The following is a 17,893-nucleotide window of genomic DNA, read 5'->3' on the forward strand; positions in this document are numbered from 1 at the left end:
TTCGGTCTGACAGACCGTTTTAGATGTCCCCCTGCTGTTGCTGAGCGGTTTGCTCGTCGCGGGGGTTGATGAAGCTGTCGATGATCAGGGCAAAGAGCAGGATCACGCTCTTGATGAGGTTCTGCTCGGTGTAGGGAATGTCGAGGATCGTCATTCCATTCAGCAGCACGCCGACGAGAAGCGTGCCCACAAGGACGTTGCGCACGCCGCCTCGCCCGCCGCTGAGGCTGATGCCGCCCAGCACCACGACGAGCAGCACGTCGTAGATCATCGTCGAGTTGTAGATGCGCGTGCTCATGCTCGACACGGCCGAGGACATGATGATGCCCGCCGCGTAGGCGATGAGGCTGGTCAGGATGAACTGCGCCACGATCAGAAGGCGCACGGGAATGCCGACGATGCGCGCCGCCAGGATGTTGTCGCCCGTCGCGTAGACGAAGCGGCCGAAGCGCGTGTAGCGCAGCAGGACCCACATCACGAGCGCCAAGAAGCCGACCGCGATGATCGGCATCGGGATCCCCAGAACGTTGCCCGTTCCCAGAAACGAGAACCAGGGATAGTTCGAGGGCGCATTCTGCACATCGACCTGGAAAAGATACGCCCGGCCGGTGCCGTAGACGATCAGGCCCATGGCGAGGGTGGTGAAGATGGCAGGGACGAGCGCGTAGGCGACCAGAATGCCCGTGGCGGCGCCGACGAGGATGGCAAAGCCCATCCCGAAAAGCAGCGCCCAGCCGAGCGGGGTCCCCGACTGCACCATCGACAGAACCCAGGAGGAGGCGACGACCATGGTGGCGACCATCGCCAGGTCGATGCCGCGACTGATGATGACCAGCCCCATGCCGATCCCGAGGATGCCGAGGATGGAGACGCTCCTGACGAGCGAAATGAGATTGTTGACCGTCAGGAAGTTGCTCAGCGTCAGCGAAAAACCAACGAAGAGAAGCGCTGCCAGCGCCGCAACGATCCCCTCCTGCGAGAGCCTCATTCCCGATGTCATCGTCCCTCCCGGCAGCCGGGGCGCGACGCCCGAACGATATCGCGGAAAATACTTCAGTATGATTGTATGATTGTCAACGGGCCAGAGGATGCAACCGGGGAAGTCGGGCACTGGGCACCCGCTCGCCCGACCGCCGGCGCGACCGGCCGCCCAGCCGCATGATGGGCAAGCCGCCCGGCCCCAGCCGCCGGTCTATTGCGCGCTTCGCTCTGACAGGGGTGCATTCGCTCCGATGCAGGCCTCCACCAGATACTCGCCCAGCAGGATGTCTCCGTCGCGCCTGTAGATGGCCCAATAGTTTGAATCCGGCATCGTGCTGCAGTCGAGGTCGAGCTTGCGGATCTTGTGGAAGCGCAGCAGATCGGCTTCGGCTGCGATGGTCATCACGACGCCAAAGCCGAGCCCTCGCGAGACCATTTGCAGGATCGCTTCGGTGGAGTTGCTGCCGTTCAGCTCCACACCATTGATCTCGTTTTCCTTGATGTAGTCGGAGAGAGCCCGGAAGACGCTCGAGGTCTTCGAATAGGTGAAGACGTGACCGGACACGTCGGCGATCGAGCGGACGTCGCGTACCTGCGCCATCTTCCGGCTGGCAATCCAGCAATAGCCGTAGCTGGCGACCGGCGTCGAAACGAGATTGGCTTCCTCGACCGGGCCGATAACCAGAGCAAAGTCAATCTCGCCATTGGCCAGCATCTGGCGGAGGACGATGGTCCGATCGATGTGGAGCTCCACCTTCGCCTGGGGATTGCTCTTGTAGATCTCAGCCATGAGATACGGGGCCCATCTGGAGACAAGAGCGCCGGGTATGCCGATCCGCGCATTGCTCACACGCCCGCGCACCCCGCCCACGAGGCGACGCATGTCGTTGGTCGCATCGAAGACCCGCTCGACGTGCCGCATCAGGCGATGGCCCGTCACGGTGAGGCGAGCAGGGCGGGACGTGCGGTCGAACAACTCCGCGCCGAGCTCGACCTCCAGGGCCCGGATTCTCGAGGAGATGGCGGGCTGGGTCGTGTGAAGCTTCTGTGCCGCGGCCGAGAAGCTCCCCAGAATCGCGATGGCATGAAACGCTTCGAGCTGCCGGATCTCCATACCCTTAGATAACTCACGTTTATGAAATGATATCAATATTATAAATTATAAAAATCTTACTTGATGTCCTATGGTCCGGGCCGTCGTGAAATTGCCTGTCCGGAGAAGCGCTTGCAGGATCGGGATCATCGCCAGCCAAAGCTCGAGCTGAGAGGCGTCTCCAAGCGATACGGAGATTTCGCAGCGCTGAAGCGGACGGATCTGAGCGTCTCTGCCGGAGAGTTCGTCACGCTTCTCGGGCCGTCGGGCTCGGGCAAGACCACCCTCTTGACGATCGTCGCGGGTCTTTCCGCATCGAATACCGGCGAGATCTGGATCGACGGCGCGGAGGCCACGAACCAGCCGGTCCACAAGCGGGACATCGGCATGGTCTTCCAGAACTACGCGCTCTTCCCGCATCTCAGCGTCTTCGAGAACGTCGCCTTTCCCCTGCGAATGCGCCGCACACCCGAGAGCGAGATCAAGCGCAAGGTGAACCGCATGCTGGAGGTCGTGCACCTGCCGCATGTCGGAGACCGTCTCACGCGGGAGCTGTCCGGCGGGCAGCAGCAGCGCATCGCGCTTGCCCGCTGCGCCGTCTACGAGCCGTCGATCATCCTCATGGACGAGCCGCTCGGAGCCCTCGACAAGAAGCTGCGCGACCAGATGCAGGTGGAGATCAAGCGGCTCCACACCGAGCTCGGCGCCACGATCCTCTACGTCACCCACGATCAGGAAGAGGCAATGGCGATGTCGGATCGCATCTGCCTGATGAACCGGGGCGGCATCGAGCAGCTCGGAACGCCGCAGGAGCTATATTTCCGGCCGACGAGCAAATTCGCGGCCGACTTCCTCGGCACCTCCAACCTCTTCGGCGCAAAGGTCGAGGGGGTCGGCGAGACCATCGATCTCAGCACCGGCTTCCATGCCTCGATCTCGGCCTTGCGCGGGGCCGACGTCGGCCCGGGCGAGGAGGTGGATGTGATGGTCCGCCCCGAACATCTGCGCCTGCTGAAGGATGGGGAGACGGCCGACAATGTCGTCCCGGCCACCTTCGAAGGGACCATGATAACCGGCTCCGTGACGCGGCACTGGGCCCGCCTCGACGATGGCACCACCATTGTTGCGCTTTCTTTGACGACCGGTCCGACCCTCTCGTTCCAGCCTGGAGAAGCCGTGCGCTTCGGCTGGCCGAAGGACGGAACGGTCCTCATCCGGCCGGCACGGGAAGGCTGAGCATGCGGGCCGCTCTGGCAAGGCTCGCCACAGGCGTGCGCCCCCATCTTGGCCTGGGGCCGGCGCTTCTGCTTCTGGCGATCGTGTTCCTGATCCCGGTCGTCCATCTCCTGCAGCTGAGCTTTCTCGATTCCGCCAAGGGCTTCTCGCTCGAGCATTATCTGAGGCTCTTCCAGACCTCGCTCTACGTCAAAATCCTCGCCAACACGTTCAAGATCGCGGGCCTGACCACGGCGCTCTGCCTCATCTGCGGCTATCCGATCGCCTATTTCATCGCGACCAGCGCGGGACGAGGAAAGGCGTTCCTCGTGCTCCTGGTGCTCATGCCCTTCTGGACAAGCGTGCTCGTGCGCAGCTTCGCCTGGATCGTCATCCTCGGGCGCCACGGCCTCCTCAACCAGATGCTGACAGCCGCGGGCATCACCGATGCGCCACTCGACCTCATCTACAACCTCGGCAGCGTCCTCGTCGGCATGACGCACGCGCTGATGCCGCTCGCGATCCTGACGATGCTGGCGGCAATGCAGAACATCGATGCGAACCTCTCGCAGGCCGCCGGAACGCTCGGCGCCCGCCCCTCGCAGGCCTTCTGGCGCATCTATTTCCCGCTTTCGCTGCCCGGCGTCGCCGCGGGCGGGCTCCTGGTCTTCATCACGGCCGTCGGCTTCTTCATCACCCCCATCCTCCTGGGCAGCCCGCAGGAGACGATGCTCGCCCAGATCATCGTCATCCAGATCGACGAGATGCTGAACTGGGGCTTCGCCGGGGCGGTGGCGGTGCTCCTGCTCATCGCCTCGATAGCCGTCTTCTACGTGTTCGACCGCGTCGTCGGCATGTCCGCCCTGACGGGCGACATGGCCCCCGCAGGCGCCGGCAAGCAGGGCTTCCTGTCGCGCGCGGGCAGCCGGCTCGGCTACGCGCTGATCGCCGGCCTCGGCTGGGTCTGCGACTATCTCGGAAGCGGCTGGGATCGCATCTTCGGCACGCGCGGGCCCCATGGCGGGCGGCGCTACGGCGTCCCGATCGCGGCAATCCTCGTCGTCCTCTTCCTCGCCCTGCCCTCCTTCGTGCTCGTGCCCGTCTCGTTCTCGGGCAGCTCGTTCTTCCAGTGGCCGCCGGTCGGCTTCTCATTGAAGTGGTACGACGCCTTCTTCTCCTCGCCGATCTGGCGCAGCGCCATGATCCGGTCGGTCTATGTGGGCCTCGCCACGGCGGTCCTGTCCGTCGCGATCGGCATCCCCGCGGCCTTCGCCCTGTCGCGGGGCCGGATGGTCGGCAAGACGGCGCTGATGGCGTTCATCCTCATGCCGCTGGTCATGCCGCACATCATCGTGGCGCTGGCGCTCTTCTACTCCTTCTCGAAGATCGGGCTCGTCGGCACGTCGCTCGGCCTGGTGCTCGGCCACACCATCTTCTCTCTGCCCTACGCGATCGTGACGATCCTCGCGGTCCTCAAGAACTACGATATCCGCCTCGATCAGGCGGCCTGGACGCTTGGGGCAAGCCGGCTCGTCGCCTTCCGGCGGATCACGCTGCCCCTGATCAGCGCCGGCGTGATCACCGCCTTCCTCTTCTCCTTCGTCAAGTCGTTCGACGAGCTGACCGTCGCACTGTTCATCAGCGGGGGTGTCGCCACCACGCTGCCCCGGCAGATGTGGGCGGAAGCGCTCCTGAACGTCACCCCGACGCTGGCCGCCGTCTCCACCCTGATCCTCATCCTCGTCACCGTCGTCATCCTGGCAGGCGAGTACATCCGCAGCCGGCAGCCCTCTTCGTGAGCGCGCCCCCACGTCCGTCATCCGAGTGTCCCTTCAACCAAAAACCAAGAGGAAGAAGACGATGACCAAAACGAAGATCACACGCCGCGCGGTGCTGCAGGGCATCTCCGTAAGCACGGCCGCCCTTGCCATGCCCGCCGTCTGGCGTCCCGCCCGGGCCGCGCAGAGCCTCGTCATCTCCGATCCCGGCGGCGTCTACACCCGCGCCTGGACCGCCGCCTACTACGAGCCCTTCGCCAAGGAGACCGGCATCGACATCGTCCCGGTCGTCCGGCGCTCCAACCCCTCCGCCGAGTTCAAGGCGCAGGTGGAGACCGGCAACTATAACTGGGATGTCAGCGGCGGCGTGAACTCCGACGTGGCGGACCTCGTCGCCTCCCAGGGCCTTACCGAACCGCTCGACCTCAGCGGCGAGGCGATGGGACAGATCCCCGACGACATGAAGTCCGAGCATTATCTCGCGGACAGCATCGTCACGTTCGTCCTCGCCTATCGGACGGACGCCTTCCCGAACGGGCTCACATCCTTTGCCGACATCTGGGACCTTGAGGCCTATCCGGGACGCAGGGCGCTGCGGCGTCTCGCCCGCGACACGGTCGAGATCGCACTGCGTGCCGACGGCGTGCCGGGCGGCGATGAGATCTACCAGGTGCTGTCCACGGAAGACGGCTGGAAGCGCGCCTTCGCCAAGCTCGACGAGATCAAGCCGCACGTGCAGGTGTGGTGGGATTCCTCACCGCAGAGCGCCCAGCTTCTGCAGAACGGCGAGGTGGACATCTGTCCTGCCTTCAATGCCCGGGCGCAGTCCGCCGCCGATGCCGGCGCGCCGGTCGACATCAACTGGAACCAAGGATTCTACAGCGCAACGGGCTGGTGCATCCCCAAAGGCACGCCCAAGGCCGACCTCGCCCGCGAGTTCGTGAAGTTCTGCGCCAATCCCGAGCGCCAGGCGGCGGTTACAGAGATGCTGCCGAACGGCCCGAGCAATCCGAAGGCCTACGACTTCATCCCGGAAAAGACCGCGAAGATGCTGCCGACCTATCCGGCGAACTTCAAACAGACCAAGCCGGTGAACGGCGCGTTCTGGAGCGATCACAAGGCCGAGGCGGATCGACGCTTTACCGAGTGGCTCCTCCAAGGCTGATCAGAAATGAAGATCGAGAACCTGGAACTCCGGGAAATACGCACACGGCTTCCCTCCGCCTTCAGCGGGGGGACCTACCGGCTGAATGAAAGGGCGGCACTTCTGTGCCGCATCACCGCCACCGGCGGCGTGACGGGCATCGCCTGCGTCGGCAACGAGACGGTCTACGGCCCGGGGCTGAAGGCCCTGGTGCGGGAGGCTTTCCGAGAGTTCCTCGTCGGCAGCGATCCCACCGGCATCGAGACGCACTGGCAGCGGATGCTGGGCTTCGACAAGGCCTATATCGACCGCCCGGCCCTGATGGGCGCCATCGCGGCGGTCGACGCGGCCCTGTGGGATCTCAAGGGACACATCACCGGCCTGCCGGTCTGGAAGCTTCTGGGCGGCAACCAGCCAAGAGTGCCGGTGATCGGCATCGGCGGCTATTACGAGACCAGCGCCGAGGAAAGCGGCATCCGCGAAGAGATCCGGCGGTATCGCCAAGCGGGGCTTGGGGGCATCAAGTTCAAGGTGGGCGCCCGCTCGATCGAGGAGGATGTGGAGCGCCTGCGCATCGCCCGCGACGAGGCCGGCCCGGGCTTCATCATCGTGGCCGATTCCAACATGGCGTGGACGGTGCCGGACGCCATCCGCTTCGCCGAGGCGATCCTGCGCTACGATCCGGAATGGCTCGAAGAGCCCGTGCGCCCGCGCGAACTCGCGCGCGGCCTGCGGGAAGTCCGCTGGAAGACCGGAATCCGCACCGCGGCGGGGCAGTCCGAGCCTTCCGTGTTCGACGCCTACCAGCTGATCGCGTCGGAAGCGGCCGACGTCGTCAACGTCACCTACAACCGGGGCGGCGGCATCAGCGGCTGGATGAAGCTCGCCTCCGCGGCAAGCTTCTCCGGCGTTCGCATGGGACAGGTGGGCGAGCCGCATATCAGCATGCACCTGATGGCGGCCATCTCGAACCACACCTGCGTGGAATGCTATCCGGACCCGGCTCGCGACCCTTTCTGGGCGAACCTCTACACCGACCGGCCGGAGCCGGCCGATGGCTGCATCACAGCGCCGGACAGGCCAGGTTTCGGTCTCACCTTCGACGAAGACGCCATCGAGCGATACGCGGTCGAGCCATGGGCCTGACGCTGAACGACCGGGCAGCCGGGAAAGGCAACGGCGGCCCGCAAGACGATCGACCCATGTCCGAAACGGGTAGCGCCGGCCGGCTCGAACAACCGGCCGCGGATAGCCTGGTCGCGTTCTTCGAGGCACCCCACCTTGAACGGGAAAAAGCCCAGTTTCCCTACTTCCTGAAGGTCGATCTCGCACATGCGGTGATGCTCAGCGAGGAGGGTATTCTCTCGCCATCCCAGGCGGCACTCCTGCTCAGGGCGCTGACGCGGATCGAGCGGCTGGGCGTCGACGGCCTCGACCTCGATCCACTGGGTGGCAGCATGCTCTTCCAGATCGAGCAGCTCCTTTCCGCAGAGGTCGGCGAGGATATCGGCGGCCGTCTTCACATCGGCAGGAGCAGGCTCGACCAGGGGCCAACCGTCCGCCGACTCTACAAACGCAACATGCTTCTCGGCATCCTTGCCGCGATCAACGAGCTTCGGGCGACGCTGATCGAGCGGGCGAGCCTTCACACAGAGACGGTGATGCCGGGCTACACCTGCCTGCAGCACGCCCATCCCGGCGTGTTTGGCCACTACCTTGCGAGCTTCGCCGCCAAACTGGCCGACGACTTCTCCCGGCTCACGGCCGCCTATGAGCGCCTCAACCTCAGTCCTCTGGGCGCGGCCGGGCTTTCCGGCACGTCCTGGCCGATCAACCGCACCCGGACAAGCGAACTGCTCGGCTTCGACGGCCTGGTCAAAAACTCCAAGCTGGCGCGGGAGGCCTACTACGCGGCCGAGGTGGCGGGCGGTCTGGCGATGCTGATGTCGACGCTGAACGACCTGGCAACGGACCTGCATCTGTGGTCGAGCTACGAGTTCGGGTTCATCGAGCTCGCCGACGAATTCTGCGGGACGAGCAGCATCTTTCCGCAGAAGAAGAACCCCACAGCGCTCGAAGCGATCAAGTTCGCGGCCGGCGAAGCGATCTCCTGGCCCTCCGTCATCCTGACGACCTTCCGCGCCGAGGGCACCGGCGATGTCGTCATGCGGGAGGCGCCGATCCTCGACCGAGCATGCTCTCTCAGCCTCGGAGGGCTGAAGCTGATGGCACCCATCATCGAAACGGCGTCCGTCGACGAGGCGCGGATGCGTACGCTCGCATCGGCGAACTGGTCGACCGCCACGAGCCTGGCCGACGATCTCGTGCGTCATCGTGGATTCTCCTTCCGGCGCGCCCACCTGATCGTGGCGCGCTTCGTCCGGATGGCCATGCAGAGAGAAGTCACCACCGAGACGGCGACCGGCGCCCTGCTGGACGAGGCGGCCTCCAGCCTCGGCCTGCAACCGCCGGGTTTCGACGATCAGAGAGTCCGGCAGGCATTTGACGCGCCAGCCTTCGCGCGCTCGCGCATTTCCCCCGGCTCCATCAATCCGGGCGAGGTGGCAAGCCTTATCGACGATGCCCGAAGCGACCTGTCTGCGTCACAGTCCTGGCACGGAGAGAGGCTCGAACGCCTCGGCAGGGCGGACGAGATGCTCAAGCTTGCAATCGGCGAGATCGTTTCCGCCGGCTGATCGCAGCGGCAGCGTTCGCTTTCATTACGAGATCGACACGAACCCGCGCCACCCCACGGCTGGCGCGGGTCTGTTCCTTCCTCAGGGGCCCGCCCCGACAGGGCCGCATTCGCCCTGCGAACAAGCACAAGACTCGCGGCTGCGATCGTCATCTCCACCGCATCGTCGCGATGGTCCGGCCCCCGCCGCTGGAAGCCGTCTCGCTCCACGCCGCGCACCGGCAAATCTCAAGAAGCAGATTTCTCCCGGCCAATGGAAGCGGGCTCCAGACGAGCCTCCGCCTGCGGTCGATGCTGGAACTTGACAGCCGCACCCAGCGAGAAAGCCCGCGGCTCGGCATTCGAACCTGCGGTCCCCAGGAGGGCGCACCGTCCCAAAGTGCCGCCAGCTAGCAAGCAGGTTGACGATCATCCTATCAACCTATTATACCACCCGAAAAGAACTCGTAAGCCCCCAGGGAGGATGTTTAAATGAGGCATATTGAAGCCCCCAATTCCTATGGCCTTTCGGCCCGGCGAGCACTGCGGTGCGCGTCGCTCGCCGCGATCGGCCTGACGCTCCTGACGAGCGCAGGCGCCGCGGAAACGCGGGCCAAGCCCTTCGAGGCATGGCCGGAGCCGCAGGTGCGGGCGAACATGTCGGTCGACGAGGCCAAGAAGATCGTCGAGGAGCGCTCGCGCGAGCAGACCGAATGGTTCGGACCGACGAGCGGCCCGAAGGCCACCGACGAGCCGGTCAAGGTCATCTACGTCTCCGCCGACCAGTCCTACGTGTCCTTCGTCAACTGGGGCCGCGGCGTCCAGGATGCCGGCGAGCTTCTCGGCTGGGACGTTGAAGTGCTGAACGGCAAGGGCACGGTCACCGGCGTCCTGCAGGCCATGCAGCAGGCCGTCGCCAGCAATCCGACCGCCATCATCACCTCCGCCGATGCGGGCGCCCTGCAGGATCCGATCGGCCAGGCCGTCGACAAGGGCATCCCGGTGATCGGCATTCATGCCGCCGCCTTCCCGGGCCCGAACCCGGAGGCGAACCTCTTCACCAACATCACCTCCAATCCGGCCGAGATCGGCGAGACCCAGGCGGCCTATGTGCTGGCGAAGTCGGACGGCCAGGCGAAGGTCCTGCACTTCCTCGACAACAGCTTTGCTATTGCCCGTTTCAAGGCCAAGGCCGCGACCGATCCGATCAAGAACTGTGAGGGCTGCACCTTCGTCGACATGGTCAACATCCCGATCGCCGACCAGACGCGCCGCATTCCCTCCGTCATCTCCGGCATCCTTGCCAACCAGGGCAACGAATGGTGGGGGACGACCTGCTGCGACAACTTCTATCCCTATGTCGCCTCGGCCCTGCGCGCCTCGGGCGTGGCTCCAGACAAGGTCAAGCTCGTGGGCTCCGACGGCCCTCCCTCGGCCTATGACATGATCCGCAAGGGCGAGTACGAGGTCGCCACCGTTCCGGAACCGAGCACGCTCTTCGGCTTCCAGGCGATCGACGCCGTGGTGCGCGCCATGGCCGGCGAGGAGCCCTCCAAGTTCGTCCAGCCCACCTATCTGGTGACCAAGGAGAACGCGGACGCGGAAGGCGGCGACAAGAACGAGTTCATCCCGAGCAACAATTTCGCCTGCCACTACGAGAACATCTGGCGCGGCACCGACAAGGACTGTTCCTCCGGCAGCTAGACCGGCTGCTTGGGCCGGGCTCCCCCGGGAGCCCGGCCCACCTTGTCCTTGCGCCAATGTTCAAGCGTCGCCTGATTCAAGCGGCAAAGTGAGCGGATTGTGGACCACGTTCTCTCCATCAAAGGGCTGAACAAGCGCTTCTACGGCGCGCTCGCCCTCGACAATGCCGACTTCGCTCTGCGCCCCGGGGAGATTCACGCCCTCATCGGCGAGAACGGCGCCGGAAAGTCGACGCTGATCAAGATCCTTGCCGGCGTCTACACCATGGATGCCGGGCAGATCCGGGTGGAAGGCAAGCTCGTCGACCCGATCAAGGAAGACCTGCCGATCGGCTTCGTGCATCAGGATCTCGCCTTTGCCGACGACCTCAGCGTCGGCGAGAACATCGCGCTGGGCGCGGGCTATCCCCTGCGCGGCGGCCTCATCGACTGGCGCGCCGTCAACGACCAGGCGCGCCGGATCTACGACGTCATGGACGAGGAACCCCTCGATCCGAACCGGCTGGTGGCAACGCTCAGCACCTCGGAGCGCGCCATTCTCGGCATCGTGCGCACGCTCGCCAATGCCCCGAAGGTATTGGTGCTCGACGAGCCGACGGCCGCCCTTCCGGAAAACGACAGCAACCGCCTCTTCGCCGCCATGCGCCAGCTGAAGGCGGCCGGCACCAGCATCATCTACGTCTCGCACCGCCTCAACGAGCTCTTCGGCCTCGTCGACCGGGTCACGGTCTTCCGCGACGGACGGCGGGTGCATGTCACGCCGATCGAGGAAACCAATCCCGACAGGCTGGTGGAGCAGATGCTCGGCCGTGCCGTCGACCTTTCGCACAGCAACGCCCGCCCCGAGGCCGCAAAGCCGCCGATCCTATCCGTCGAGGATCTCGTCGTGCAGCGCCGGGGGCCCGTCAGCTTCACCGTCAGCCCCGGCGAGGTCGTCGGCCTCGTTGGGCTTCGCGGCGGCGGCCAGGAAGCCATCGGCCGCGCCATCTTCGGCGCCATCGAGCCCGACAGCGGCCGCATCCGGCTGGACGGCACCGAGCTGAAACCCGGACGCTCCATCGGCGACAGCATCAAGGCGGGCGTCGTCCTGCTGGCGGGCGACCGCACCGGCGAGAGCGCCTTCGCCGGGATGAGCCTGATCGAGAACCTCTTCGTCAATCCGCTGCTGGAAAAGCGCGCGCCATGGAAGCCGGTCTCGCCGGCAAGCGAGCGCAAGGCCGTGGAGAAGATCCTGGAGGACTTCGACGTGCGTCCGCGCAATCCCGACTCGCTGATCGACTGGCTGAGCGGCGGCAACCAGCAGAAGGTGTGCATCGCGCGCTGGCTCAAGGCCGACGCCAAGGTCGCCATCCTGGAAGAGCCGACCGCCGGGGTCGATGTCGGCGCCAAGCTCGCCATCTACGACCTGCTGCGCGAGGCGGCGAAGGAGGGGCTCGCCCTCATCGTCATCTCCACGGATCTGGAAGAGGTCGCGGCCATCTGCGACCGCGCCCTCATCGTCAACCGCGGACGCATCTCGTCGAGCCTCGCCGGCGAGGATCTCACCGTACACGCACTCATCGCGCATTCCTCCGCGGGCGCCGCGCCCGCCGGGACCGCGATGGCGGAGCAGCACCCATGAAAGACGCCACCCCGGGCACAGCGACGGCAGGAACGATGTCAGCAAGCCGCAACAAATCCTTTTCCGCATCCATCGTCAGCTTCGCGGCGAATTACGGTCTGGCCGTCATCTTCGTGCTGGTGCTGGTGATCTTCTCGATCCTGCGCCCGACGACCTTCATGAGCGCCGGCAATATCGGCAACCTTCTGACCAGCCAGTCGGTCTCCGCGCTCCTGGCGCTCGCGGTGATGATGCCGCTGACCACGGGACGCTTCGACCTTTCGATCGGCTACCATGTCGGCCTCGCCCAGGTGCTGATCGTCGGCCTGCAGGTCAATTCCAACATTCCCTGGCCGGTCGCAGCGGCGATCGTGCTGGTCGTCGGGCTGGCGGTCGGCCTTCTCAATGGCATCCTGGTGACGCGCCTGAAGATCGATTCCTTCATCGCCACGATGGGCGTCGGCTCGCTGCTTTACGGCATCTCCAACTGGTACACCGACGGCCAGCAGATCCCCGGCTTCAACCTGCCGGATTCCTATACGGCGGTCTCCTCCAGCCTCGGCCCGGTACCGATCCCCGCGCTCGTCGTCGTCGCCGTCGCCTTCGTGCTGTGGCTCGTCCTGGAGCGCATGCCGGCCGGCCGGGGCCTCTACGTGATCGGCTCCAATCCGCGCGCCGCCGAGCTCACCGGCCTCAACGTGCCGCGCTATGTGACGAGCACGTTTGCGACCGCGGGCGTGCTGTGCGCCATCGGCGGCATCCTCCTCGGCAGCATCCTGCGCTCGGCAACGCCCTCCGTCGGCCCGGAATACCTGCTGCCGGCCTTTGCCGGCGCCCTTCTCGGCGCCACCTCCATCCGCCCGGGGCGGGTCAATGTCGGCGGCACGCTGCTGGCGATCCTCATCCTCGCCTTCTCCTTCTCCGGCGTGCAGCAGCTCGGCGCGGCCTTCTACGTCGAATACCTCTTCAACGGCGGCATCCTCGTCATCGCGGTGGCGCTCTCCGTCTACGCCGCAGCGCGGCGCCGGGCCGCCGCCGTGCAGTCCTCATGAGCGCGCCCGCCGGCCGCCCCGCCGCCATGGGATGCGCCTGCCGGCATCCCATTGGCGGCGCCAACCAGAATATTGGAGCTTGATTGATGTCTCGTATTGCAGTGGTCGGTTGCGGTGTCGTCGGATCCTCCTGGGCCCTCGTTTTCGCCCGCGCCGGTCTCGATGTCGTCGTGCATGATCCTTCGCCGCAGGCCGCCGCGGCCGTGCCCGAATTCGTCCGCGCCTCCGCCGCCAGTCTCGCCGCACAGGGTCTGGGGAGCGAAGAAGACGTCGCGGCCATGGTCGGCCGCATCACGGTGGCCGAGAGCCTGGCGGAAGCGCTGAAAGGCGCCGACTATATTCAGGAGAGCGCCCCCGAGCGCATCGAGATCAAGCGCGCGCTCTATACCGAGCTCGACGCGCTGGCGGCGCCCGAGGTGGTGATCGGCAGCTCGACCTCCGGCCTGCCGGCCTCCGATTTCACCGAGAACCTGGCGCATCGTGAGCGCTGTCTCGTTGTGCATCCGGTCAACCCGCCGCACATCATCCCGCTGGTGGAACTCGTGCCGGCGCCCTGGACGGCGCCCGAAGCGCTCGCCGCCGCCAAGCAGATGATGCAGAAGGTCGGCCAGTCGCCGATCGAGCTGTCGCGGGAGATCAACGGCTTCGTCGTCAACCGCCTGCAGAGCGCCCTCCTCGGCGAGGCCTTCCGTCTGGTGGAGGACGGGATCTGCTCGGTCGCCGACGTGGACAAGGCCATGTCCGACGGGCTCGGCCTGCGCTGGTTCTTCATGGGGCCGTTCGAGACGATCGACCTCAATGCGCAGAACGGCGTGGCGGAGTACTGCAAGAACCTCGGGCCCATGTACTTTGGGCTTGCGAAGGAGCAGGCCGATCCGCGTGAATGGGGGCCGGCGCTCGTCTCACAGGTCGAAGATCAGCTGCGTCAGGGGACCGCGGCCGAAAACCTGCCGGAGAGGCGGGCATGGCGCGATCGGTTCCTTGCCGGCGTTGTGGCGGCCAAACGCCAGGTGACACAGGAGCAGGGAGGGTGACACCCGCCGCTGCTCCGATCTCAGGAGCGGATCGATGAAGACTGGGACCCAGTTCGTTCTGAAGCGCGACCGGCTATCGGACCAGATCGCCGAGAACCTGGAGGAGATGATCTTCTCCGGCGAACTGAGCGTCGGCGATGCGCTGCCTTCCGAGCGCGACCTGATGCAGCGCTACGGCGTCGGCCGGCCGGCGGTGCGCGAAGCGCTGCTGTGGCTCAACAAGAAGGGGCTCGTCGCCGTTTCCAACGGCGAGCGCACGCGCGTGACGGAGCCCAACCCGACCGATCTCCTGGAGCAGCTGTCGGGCGCCGCCCGGATGATGGCCTCGCGCCCGGAGGGCATGCAGCTCTTTCAGCAGACGCGCCTCTTCGCGGAAGTGGCGCTCGCCCGCGAAGCGGCGATGAACGCCTCGCCGCAGGATCTTGAGACGCTCGGCGAGTGCATGGCGCGCAACCGGGCGGCGCGAAACGACATCGCCGACTTCGCCCGCACCGACGACGAGTTCCATTTCGCCATCGCCAGTATCTCGCGCAATCCGCTGATCACCGCGCTCTACAACAGCGTGCTCGGGCTCCTGCAGGATCAGCGCCACACCTCGTTGCAGAACCTCGAAGCCCTCGATGCGGCGATCGAATGCCATCAGCGCATCTTCGACGCGATCGCCGCCGGCAAGCCGGACGAGGCGGAGGTGGCGATGCGCAAGCACCTGAAGGACGTCGAGAACTTCTACTGGAAGGTGCGCGCCGAGAAGAAGAAGGAAGGGAGACAAAGCCCATGAGCTATTTCGAAAGCCTCGACCCACGCTTCGCCGAGATGATCATTCCGGTCTGCCGGCTCGAGAAGCTTTACGAGGGACTGCGCTGGGGCGAAGGGCCGACCTATTTCGCCGACCAGCGCCATCTCATCTTCAGCGACATCCCCAACAACCGGATGATGAAGTGGGACGAGGCGAGCGGCGAGGTCTCCCTGTTCCGTTTTCCCTCTCATTTTTCCAACGGCAACACCCGCGACAGGCAGGGCCGGCTGGTCTCCTGCGAGCATGCGGGACGGCGCGTCAGCCGCACCGAGCTCGACGGCACGGTAACGACCCTCGTCGATTCCTATGAGGGAAGGCGCCTCAATTCGCCCAACGACGTGGTGGTCAAGTCGGACGACACGGTGTGGTTCACCGACCCGCCCTACGGCATCCTCAGCAACTACGAGGGCTACAAGGCCGACAGCGAGATCGGCGCCTGCCACGTCTATCGCTTCGATCCGAAGGACGGCAGCCTGAAGGCCGTCGCGACGGACTTCGTCAAGCCGAACGGCCTCGTCTTCTCCGCCGACGAGAAAAAGCTCTTCGTCGCCGACAGCGGCCGCTCGCACGACCCGAACGGGCCGCACCATGTGCGTGTCTTCGACGTCGACGGCGACGGCCTTTCCGGCGGCGGTGTCTTCTGCGAGGTCGATCCGGGCGTGCCCGACGGCCTGCGCCTCGACGAGAGCGGCAATCTCTGGGTGGCGGCGGCCGACGGCGTGCATTGCTTCGCCCCCGACGGCACCCTGATCGGCAAGATCCTCATCCCCGAATGCGTCGCCAACCTCTGCTTCGGCAGCCCGCATCGCGATCGCCTCTTCATCGCGGCGGAGACCTCGCTCTGGGCGGTCTATCTCAATACGCGCGGGATCCAGGTTCCGTGAGGCGGGCAGATTGACATGATCCTTGGATGCATCGCCGATGACCTGACGGGCGCGACGGACCTCTCCCTCATGCTCTCCAAGGAGGGACTGCGGACGGTTCAGTCGACCGGCTTGCCGCCACGGGATCTCGACCTTTCCGACGTCGATGCGCTCGTCATCGCGCTGAAATCCCGCTCCATTGCGGCCGAGCAGGCGGTGAAAGTCTCGCTTGAGGCGGCCGAGACGCTGACGGCGCTCGGGGCCCGGCAGCTCCTCTTCAAGTACTGCTCGACCTTCGATTCCACCGACGAGGGCAATATCGGTCCGGTCGCGGACGCCCTGCTCGACTTCGTCGGCGGGACGCAGACGGTCTTCTGCCCCGCCTTCCCTCGCGCCGGGCGAACGGTCTATTGCGCCAACCTCTTCGTCAACGGCGTGCCGCTGGCGGAAAGCCCGATGAAGGACCATCCCCTCAATCCGATGCGCGATTCCGATCTGCGCCGCGTGCTGCAACGCCAGACGCACAGGGGCGTCGGCCATGTCGGCTTCGAAAGCGTCGAGGCGGGAAGCGCGGCGATCCGCGCGGCGCTTGCCGAAGCCCGCAAGAAGGACCTGCCGTTCATTGTGCTCGACACGCTGACGGACCGTCACCTGCGGGAAATCGGCGCCGCGGTCTTCGACCACAAGCTCATCACCGGCGGCTCGGGCATCGGCATGGGACTGCCCGAGGCCTATCGGGCGGCCGGATGGCTGCCGGACCTCACCCCCGCACCCGTTTCCATGGAAGCGCCGGCCGGCCGGCGTGCGATCCTCGCCGGTTCCTGCTCGACGGCGACCCGCGGCCAGGTACGGGCGGCGCAGGCCGCCGGCATCCCCGCCTTGCAGATCACACCCGAGATCGCCAAGCGCGGCGAAGAAGGCGTCGCCGAGGCCCTCGCCTGGGCCAAGGCGCAGCCGCAGGACAAGCCGGTCCTCCTTTATTCGAGCGCCGATCCGGACGTCGTCGAGGCGTTGCAGCGCCAGCTCGGCCGGCAGAAGGCCGGCACGCTCTTCGAGGACGTCTTCGCGGCCCTTGCGCGCGGTCTCGCCGACGGCGGCTTCACCCGGATGATCGTCGCGGGCGGCGAAACCGCGGGGGCCGTCGTGACGGCGCTCGACGCCGGATTGCTCGCCATCGGGCCGGAGATCGATCCCGGCGTTCCCTGGACCCGCAATCTGCGCGGCGTCGATATCGCCCTTGCCCTGAAATCGGGAAACTTCGGGGCGGAAGACTTCTTCACCAAGGCCTGGGAGCAGCTGATATGAGCGAGGCGGCCCTTCGCGAGCGCATTTGCCTGGCCGGCGCCTCGCTGTTCAAGCGCGGCCTCACCTTCGGCTCCACGGGAAATATCTCGGTGATGCTGGACGATGGCGGCTGGCTGCTCACGCCGACCAATTCCTCCCTCGGCGAGCTCGATCCGGCGCGCCTTTCGCGCCTCGACAAGGACGGCAGGCACATTTCGGGCGACAAGCCCACCAAGGAGGCCTTCCTGCACCGGGTGATGTACGCGGAGCGCGGCGAGGCCCGCGCCGTCGTCCACCTGCACTCCACCCATGCGGCCGCCGTTTCCTGCATGGACGGGCTCAACCCGCATGCATGCCTGCCGCCGCTGACGGCCTATTACGTCATGCGGGTCGGGCGCCTGCCGCTGGTCGGCTACTTTCCTCCGGGCGACGAGGAGCTGGCCAAGGCTGTCGGCAAGCTCGCCGGACGGCACCATGCGGTGCTTCTGGCCAATCATGGGCCGGTCGTCGCCGGAACCAGCCTCGACAATGCCGTCTATGCCTCCGAGGAGCTGGAGGAGACGGCGCGCATCTTCCTGCTTCTGCGCTCGGAGCGGACCTCGCCTTTGAGTGAGGCGGCGGTCGACGAGCTGCGTGCGAGATTCGGCAGCGGCTAGGCTGGATTAGGCGGCAAGCC

The 17,893-nt window shown here is 65.9% G+C and carries 15 protein-coding genes; 13 read left to right on the forward strand and 2 right to left on the reverse strand.

Annotated elements, in window-relative coordinates:
* Positions 1-19: 19 nt before the first annotated feature.
* Both CLD20_RS17880 and CLD20_RS17885 read right to left on the reverse strand, forming a co-directional pair.
* Positions 20-1,000, reverse strand: a complete 981-nt coding sequence (locus CLD20_RS17880) for an ABC transporter permease (protein ID WP_224408030.1) — start codon at positions 998-1,000, stop codon at positions 20-22.
* A 192-nt stretch (positions 1,001-1,192) separates the two neighbouring features.
* Positions 1,193-2,095, reverse strand: a complete 903-nt coding sequence (locus tag CLD20_RS17885; protein ID WP_224408031.1) for a LysR family transcriptional regulator — start codon at positions 2,093-2,095, stop codon at positions 1,193-1,195.
* Between the two features lie 111 nt (positions 2,096-2,206).
* Here CLD20_RS17885 and CLD20_RS17890 point away from each other — a divergent pair, with 111 nt between their 5' ends.
* The 13 genes from CLD20_RS17890 to otnC all read left to right on the forward strand — a co-directional run bounded on the left by CLD20_RS17890 (position 2,207) and on the right by otnC (position 17,873).
* Positions 2,207-3,310 carry an ABC transporter ATP-binding protein gene (locus tag CLD20_RS17890; RefSeq protein WP_224408032.1) on the forward strand — a complete coding sequence of 368 codons (1,104 nt, stop codon included), beginning with the start codon at positions 2,207-2,209 and terminating at the stop codon, positions 3,308-3,310.
* Between the two features lie 2 nt (positions 3,311-3,312).
* Complete coding sequence (locus tag CLD20_RS17895; RefSeq protein WP_224408033.1) at positions 3,313-5,088, forward strand: ABC transporter permease subunit; 1,776 nt, start codon at positions 3,313-3,315, stop codon at positions 5,086-5,088.
* A 61-nt stretch (positions 5,089-5,149) separates the two neighbouring features.
* Positions 5,150-6,232 carry an ABC transporter substrate-binding protein gene (locus CLD20_RS17900; RefSeq protein ID WP_224408034.1) on the forward strand — a complete coding sequence of 361 codons (1,083 nt, stop codon included), beginning with the start codon at positions 5,150-5,152 and terminating at the stop codon, positions 6,230-6,232.
* A 6-nt stretch (positions 6,233-6,238) separates the two neighbouring features.
* The gene (locus CLD20_RS17905) at positions 6,239-7,357 is read left to right on the forward strand and encodes a mandelate racemase/muconate lactonizing enzyme family protein (RefSeq protein ID WP_224408035.1); all 1,119 of its coding nucleotides are present in this window, start codon (positions 6,239-6,241) and stop codon (positions 7,355-7,357) included.
* Between the two features lie 56 nt (positions 7,358-7,413).
* On the forward strand, positions 7,414-8,907 hold the full coding sequence (argH, locus tag CLD20_RS17910) for an argininosuccinate lyase (protein WP_224408036.1): 1,494 nt from the start codon (positions 7,414-7,416) through the stop codon (positions 8,905-8,907).
* Between the two features lie 470 nt (positions 8,908-9,377).
* Positions 9,378-10,589 (forward strand): substrate-binding domain-containing protein, encoded by a 1,212-nt coding sequence (locus tag CLD20_RS17915; protein ID WP_224408037.1) that lies wholly within the window; start codon positions 9,378-9,380, stop codon positions 10,587-10,589.
* 99 nt (positions 10,590-10,688) lie between these two features.
* Positions 10,689-12,209, forward strand: coding sequence for a sugar ABC transporter ATP-binding protein (locus tag CLD20_RS17920; protein ID WP_224408038.1), 1,521 nt, complete (start codon positions 10,689-10,691; stop codon positions 12,207-12,209).
* Complete coding sequence (locus CLD20_RS17925; protein ID WP_224408039.1) at positions 12,206-13,240, forward strand: ABC transporter permease; 1,035 nt, start codon at positions 12,206-12,208, stop codon at positions 13,238-13,240. The genes CLD20_RS17920 and CLD20_RS17925 overlap by 4 nt, the downstream gene beginning before the upstream one ends.
* A gap of 86 nt (positions 13,241-13,326) precedes the next feature.
* Complete coding sequence (locus tag CLD20_RS17930) at positions 13,327-14,274, forward strand: 3-hydroxyacyl-CoA dehydrogenase (RefSeq protein ID WP_224408040.1); 948 nt, start codon at positions 13,327-13,329, stop codon at positions 14,272-14,274.
* Between the two features lie 34 nt (positions 14,275-14,308).
* Positions 14,309-15,052 carry an FCD domain-containing protein gene (locus tag CLD20_RS17935; RefSeq protein WP_224408041.1) on the forward strand — a complete coding sequence of 248 codons (744 nt, stop codon included), beginning with the start codon at positions 14,309-14,311 and terminating at the stop codon, positions 15,050-15,052.
* Positions 15,049-15,954, forward strand: coding sequence for an SMP-30/gluconolactonase/LRE family protein (locus CLD20_RS17940; protein WP_224408042.1), 906 nt, complete (start codon positions 15,049-15,051; stop codon positions 15,952-15,954). Before CLD20_RS17935 ends, CLD20_RS17940 begins: the two co-directional genes overlap by 4 nt.
* Positions 15,955-15,969: 15 nt before the next feature.
* A complete protein-coding gene (gene otnK, locus CLD20_RS17945; RefSeq protein ID WP_224408043.1) occupies positions 15,970-17,238 on the forward strand; it encodes a 3-oxo-tetronate kinase in 1,269 nt (422 codons plus the stop codon).
* Positions 17,235-17,873, forward strand: a complete 639-nt coding sequence (gene otnC, locus CLD20_RS17950) for a 3-oxo-tetronate 4-phosphate decarboxylase (protein ID WP_224408044.1) — start codon at positions 17,235-17,237, stop codon at positions 17,871-17,873. The genes otnK and otnC overlap by 4 nt, the downstream gene beginning before the upstream one ends.
* The last annotated feature ends 20 nt before the right edge of the window (positions 17,874-17,893 follow it).

Source organism: Afifella sp. IM 167, from assembly GCF_020144925.1.
Classification (GTDB): domain Bacteria; phylum Pseudomonadota; class Alphaproteobacteria; order Rhizobiales; family Afifellaceae; genus Afifella.

Coding starts and splice junctions, on each gene's coding strand:
- CLD20_RS17880 (WP_224408030.1), bottom strand. CDS start 1,000: ATGACATCGGGAATGAGGCTCTCGCAGGAGGGGATCGTTGCGGCGCTG.
- CLD20_RS17885 (WP_224408031.1), bottom strand. CDS start 2,095: ATGGAGATCCGGCAGCTCGAAGCGTTTCATGCCATCGCGATTCTGGGG.
- CLD20_RS17895 (WP_224408033.1), top strand. CDS start 3,313: ATGCGGGCCGCTCTGGCAAGGCTCGCCACAGGCGTGCGCCCCCATCTT.
- CLD20_RS17900 (WP_224408034.1), top strand. CDS start 5,150: ATGACCAAAACGAAGATCACACGCCGCGCGGTGCTGCAGGGCATCTCC.
- CLD20_RS17905 (WP_224408035.1), top strand. CDS start 6,239: ATGAAGATCGAGAACCTGGAACTCCGGGAAATACGCACACGGCTTCCC.
- argH (WP_224408036.1), top strand. CDS start 7,414: ATGTCCGAAACGGGTAGCGCCGGCCGGCTCGAACAACCGGCCGCGGAT.
- CLD20_RS17915 (WP_224408037.1), top strand. CDS start 9,378: ATGAGGCATATTGAAGCCCCCAATTCCTATGGCCTTTCGGCCCGGCGA.
- CLD20_RS17925 (WP_224408039.1), top strand. CDS start 12,206: ATGAAAGACGCCACCCCGGGCACAGCGACGGCAGGAACGATGTCAGCA.
- CLD20_RS17930 (WP_224408040.1), top strand. CDS start 13,327: ATGTCTCGTATTGCAGTGGTCGGTTGCGGTGTCGTCGGATCCTCCTGG.
- CLD20_RS17935 (WP_224408041.1), top strand. CDS start 14,309: ATGAAGACTGGGACCCAGTTCGTTCTGAAGCGCGACCGGCTATCGGAC.
- CLD20_RS17940 (WP_224408042.1), top strand. CDS start 15,049: ATGAGCTATTTCGAAAGCCTCGACCCACGCTTCGCCGAGATGATCATT.
- otnK (WP_224408043.1), top strand. CDS start 15,970: ATGATCCTTGGATGCATCGCCGATGACCTGACGGGCGCGACGGACCTC.
- otnC (WP_224408044.1), top strand. CDS start 17,235: ATGAGCGAGGCGGCCCTTCGCGAGCGCATTTGCCTGGCCGGCGCCTCG.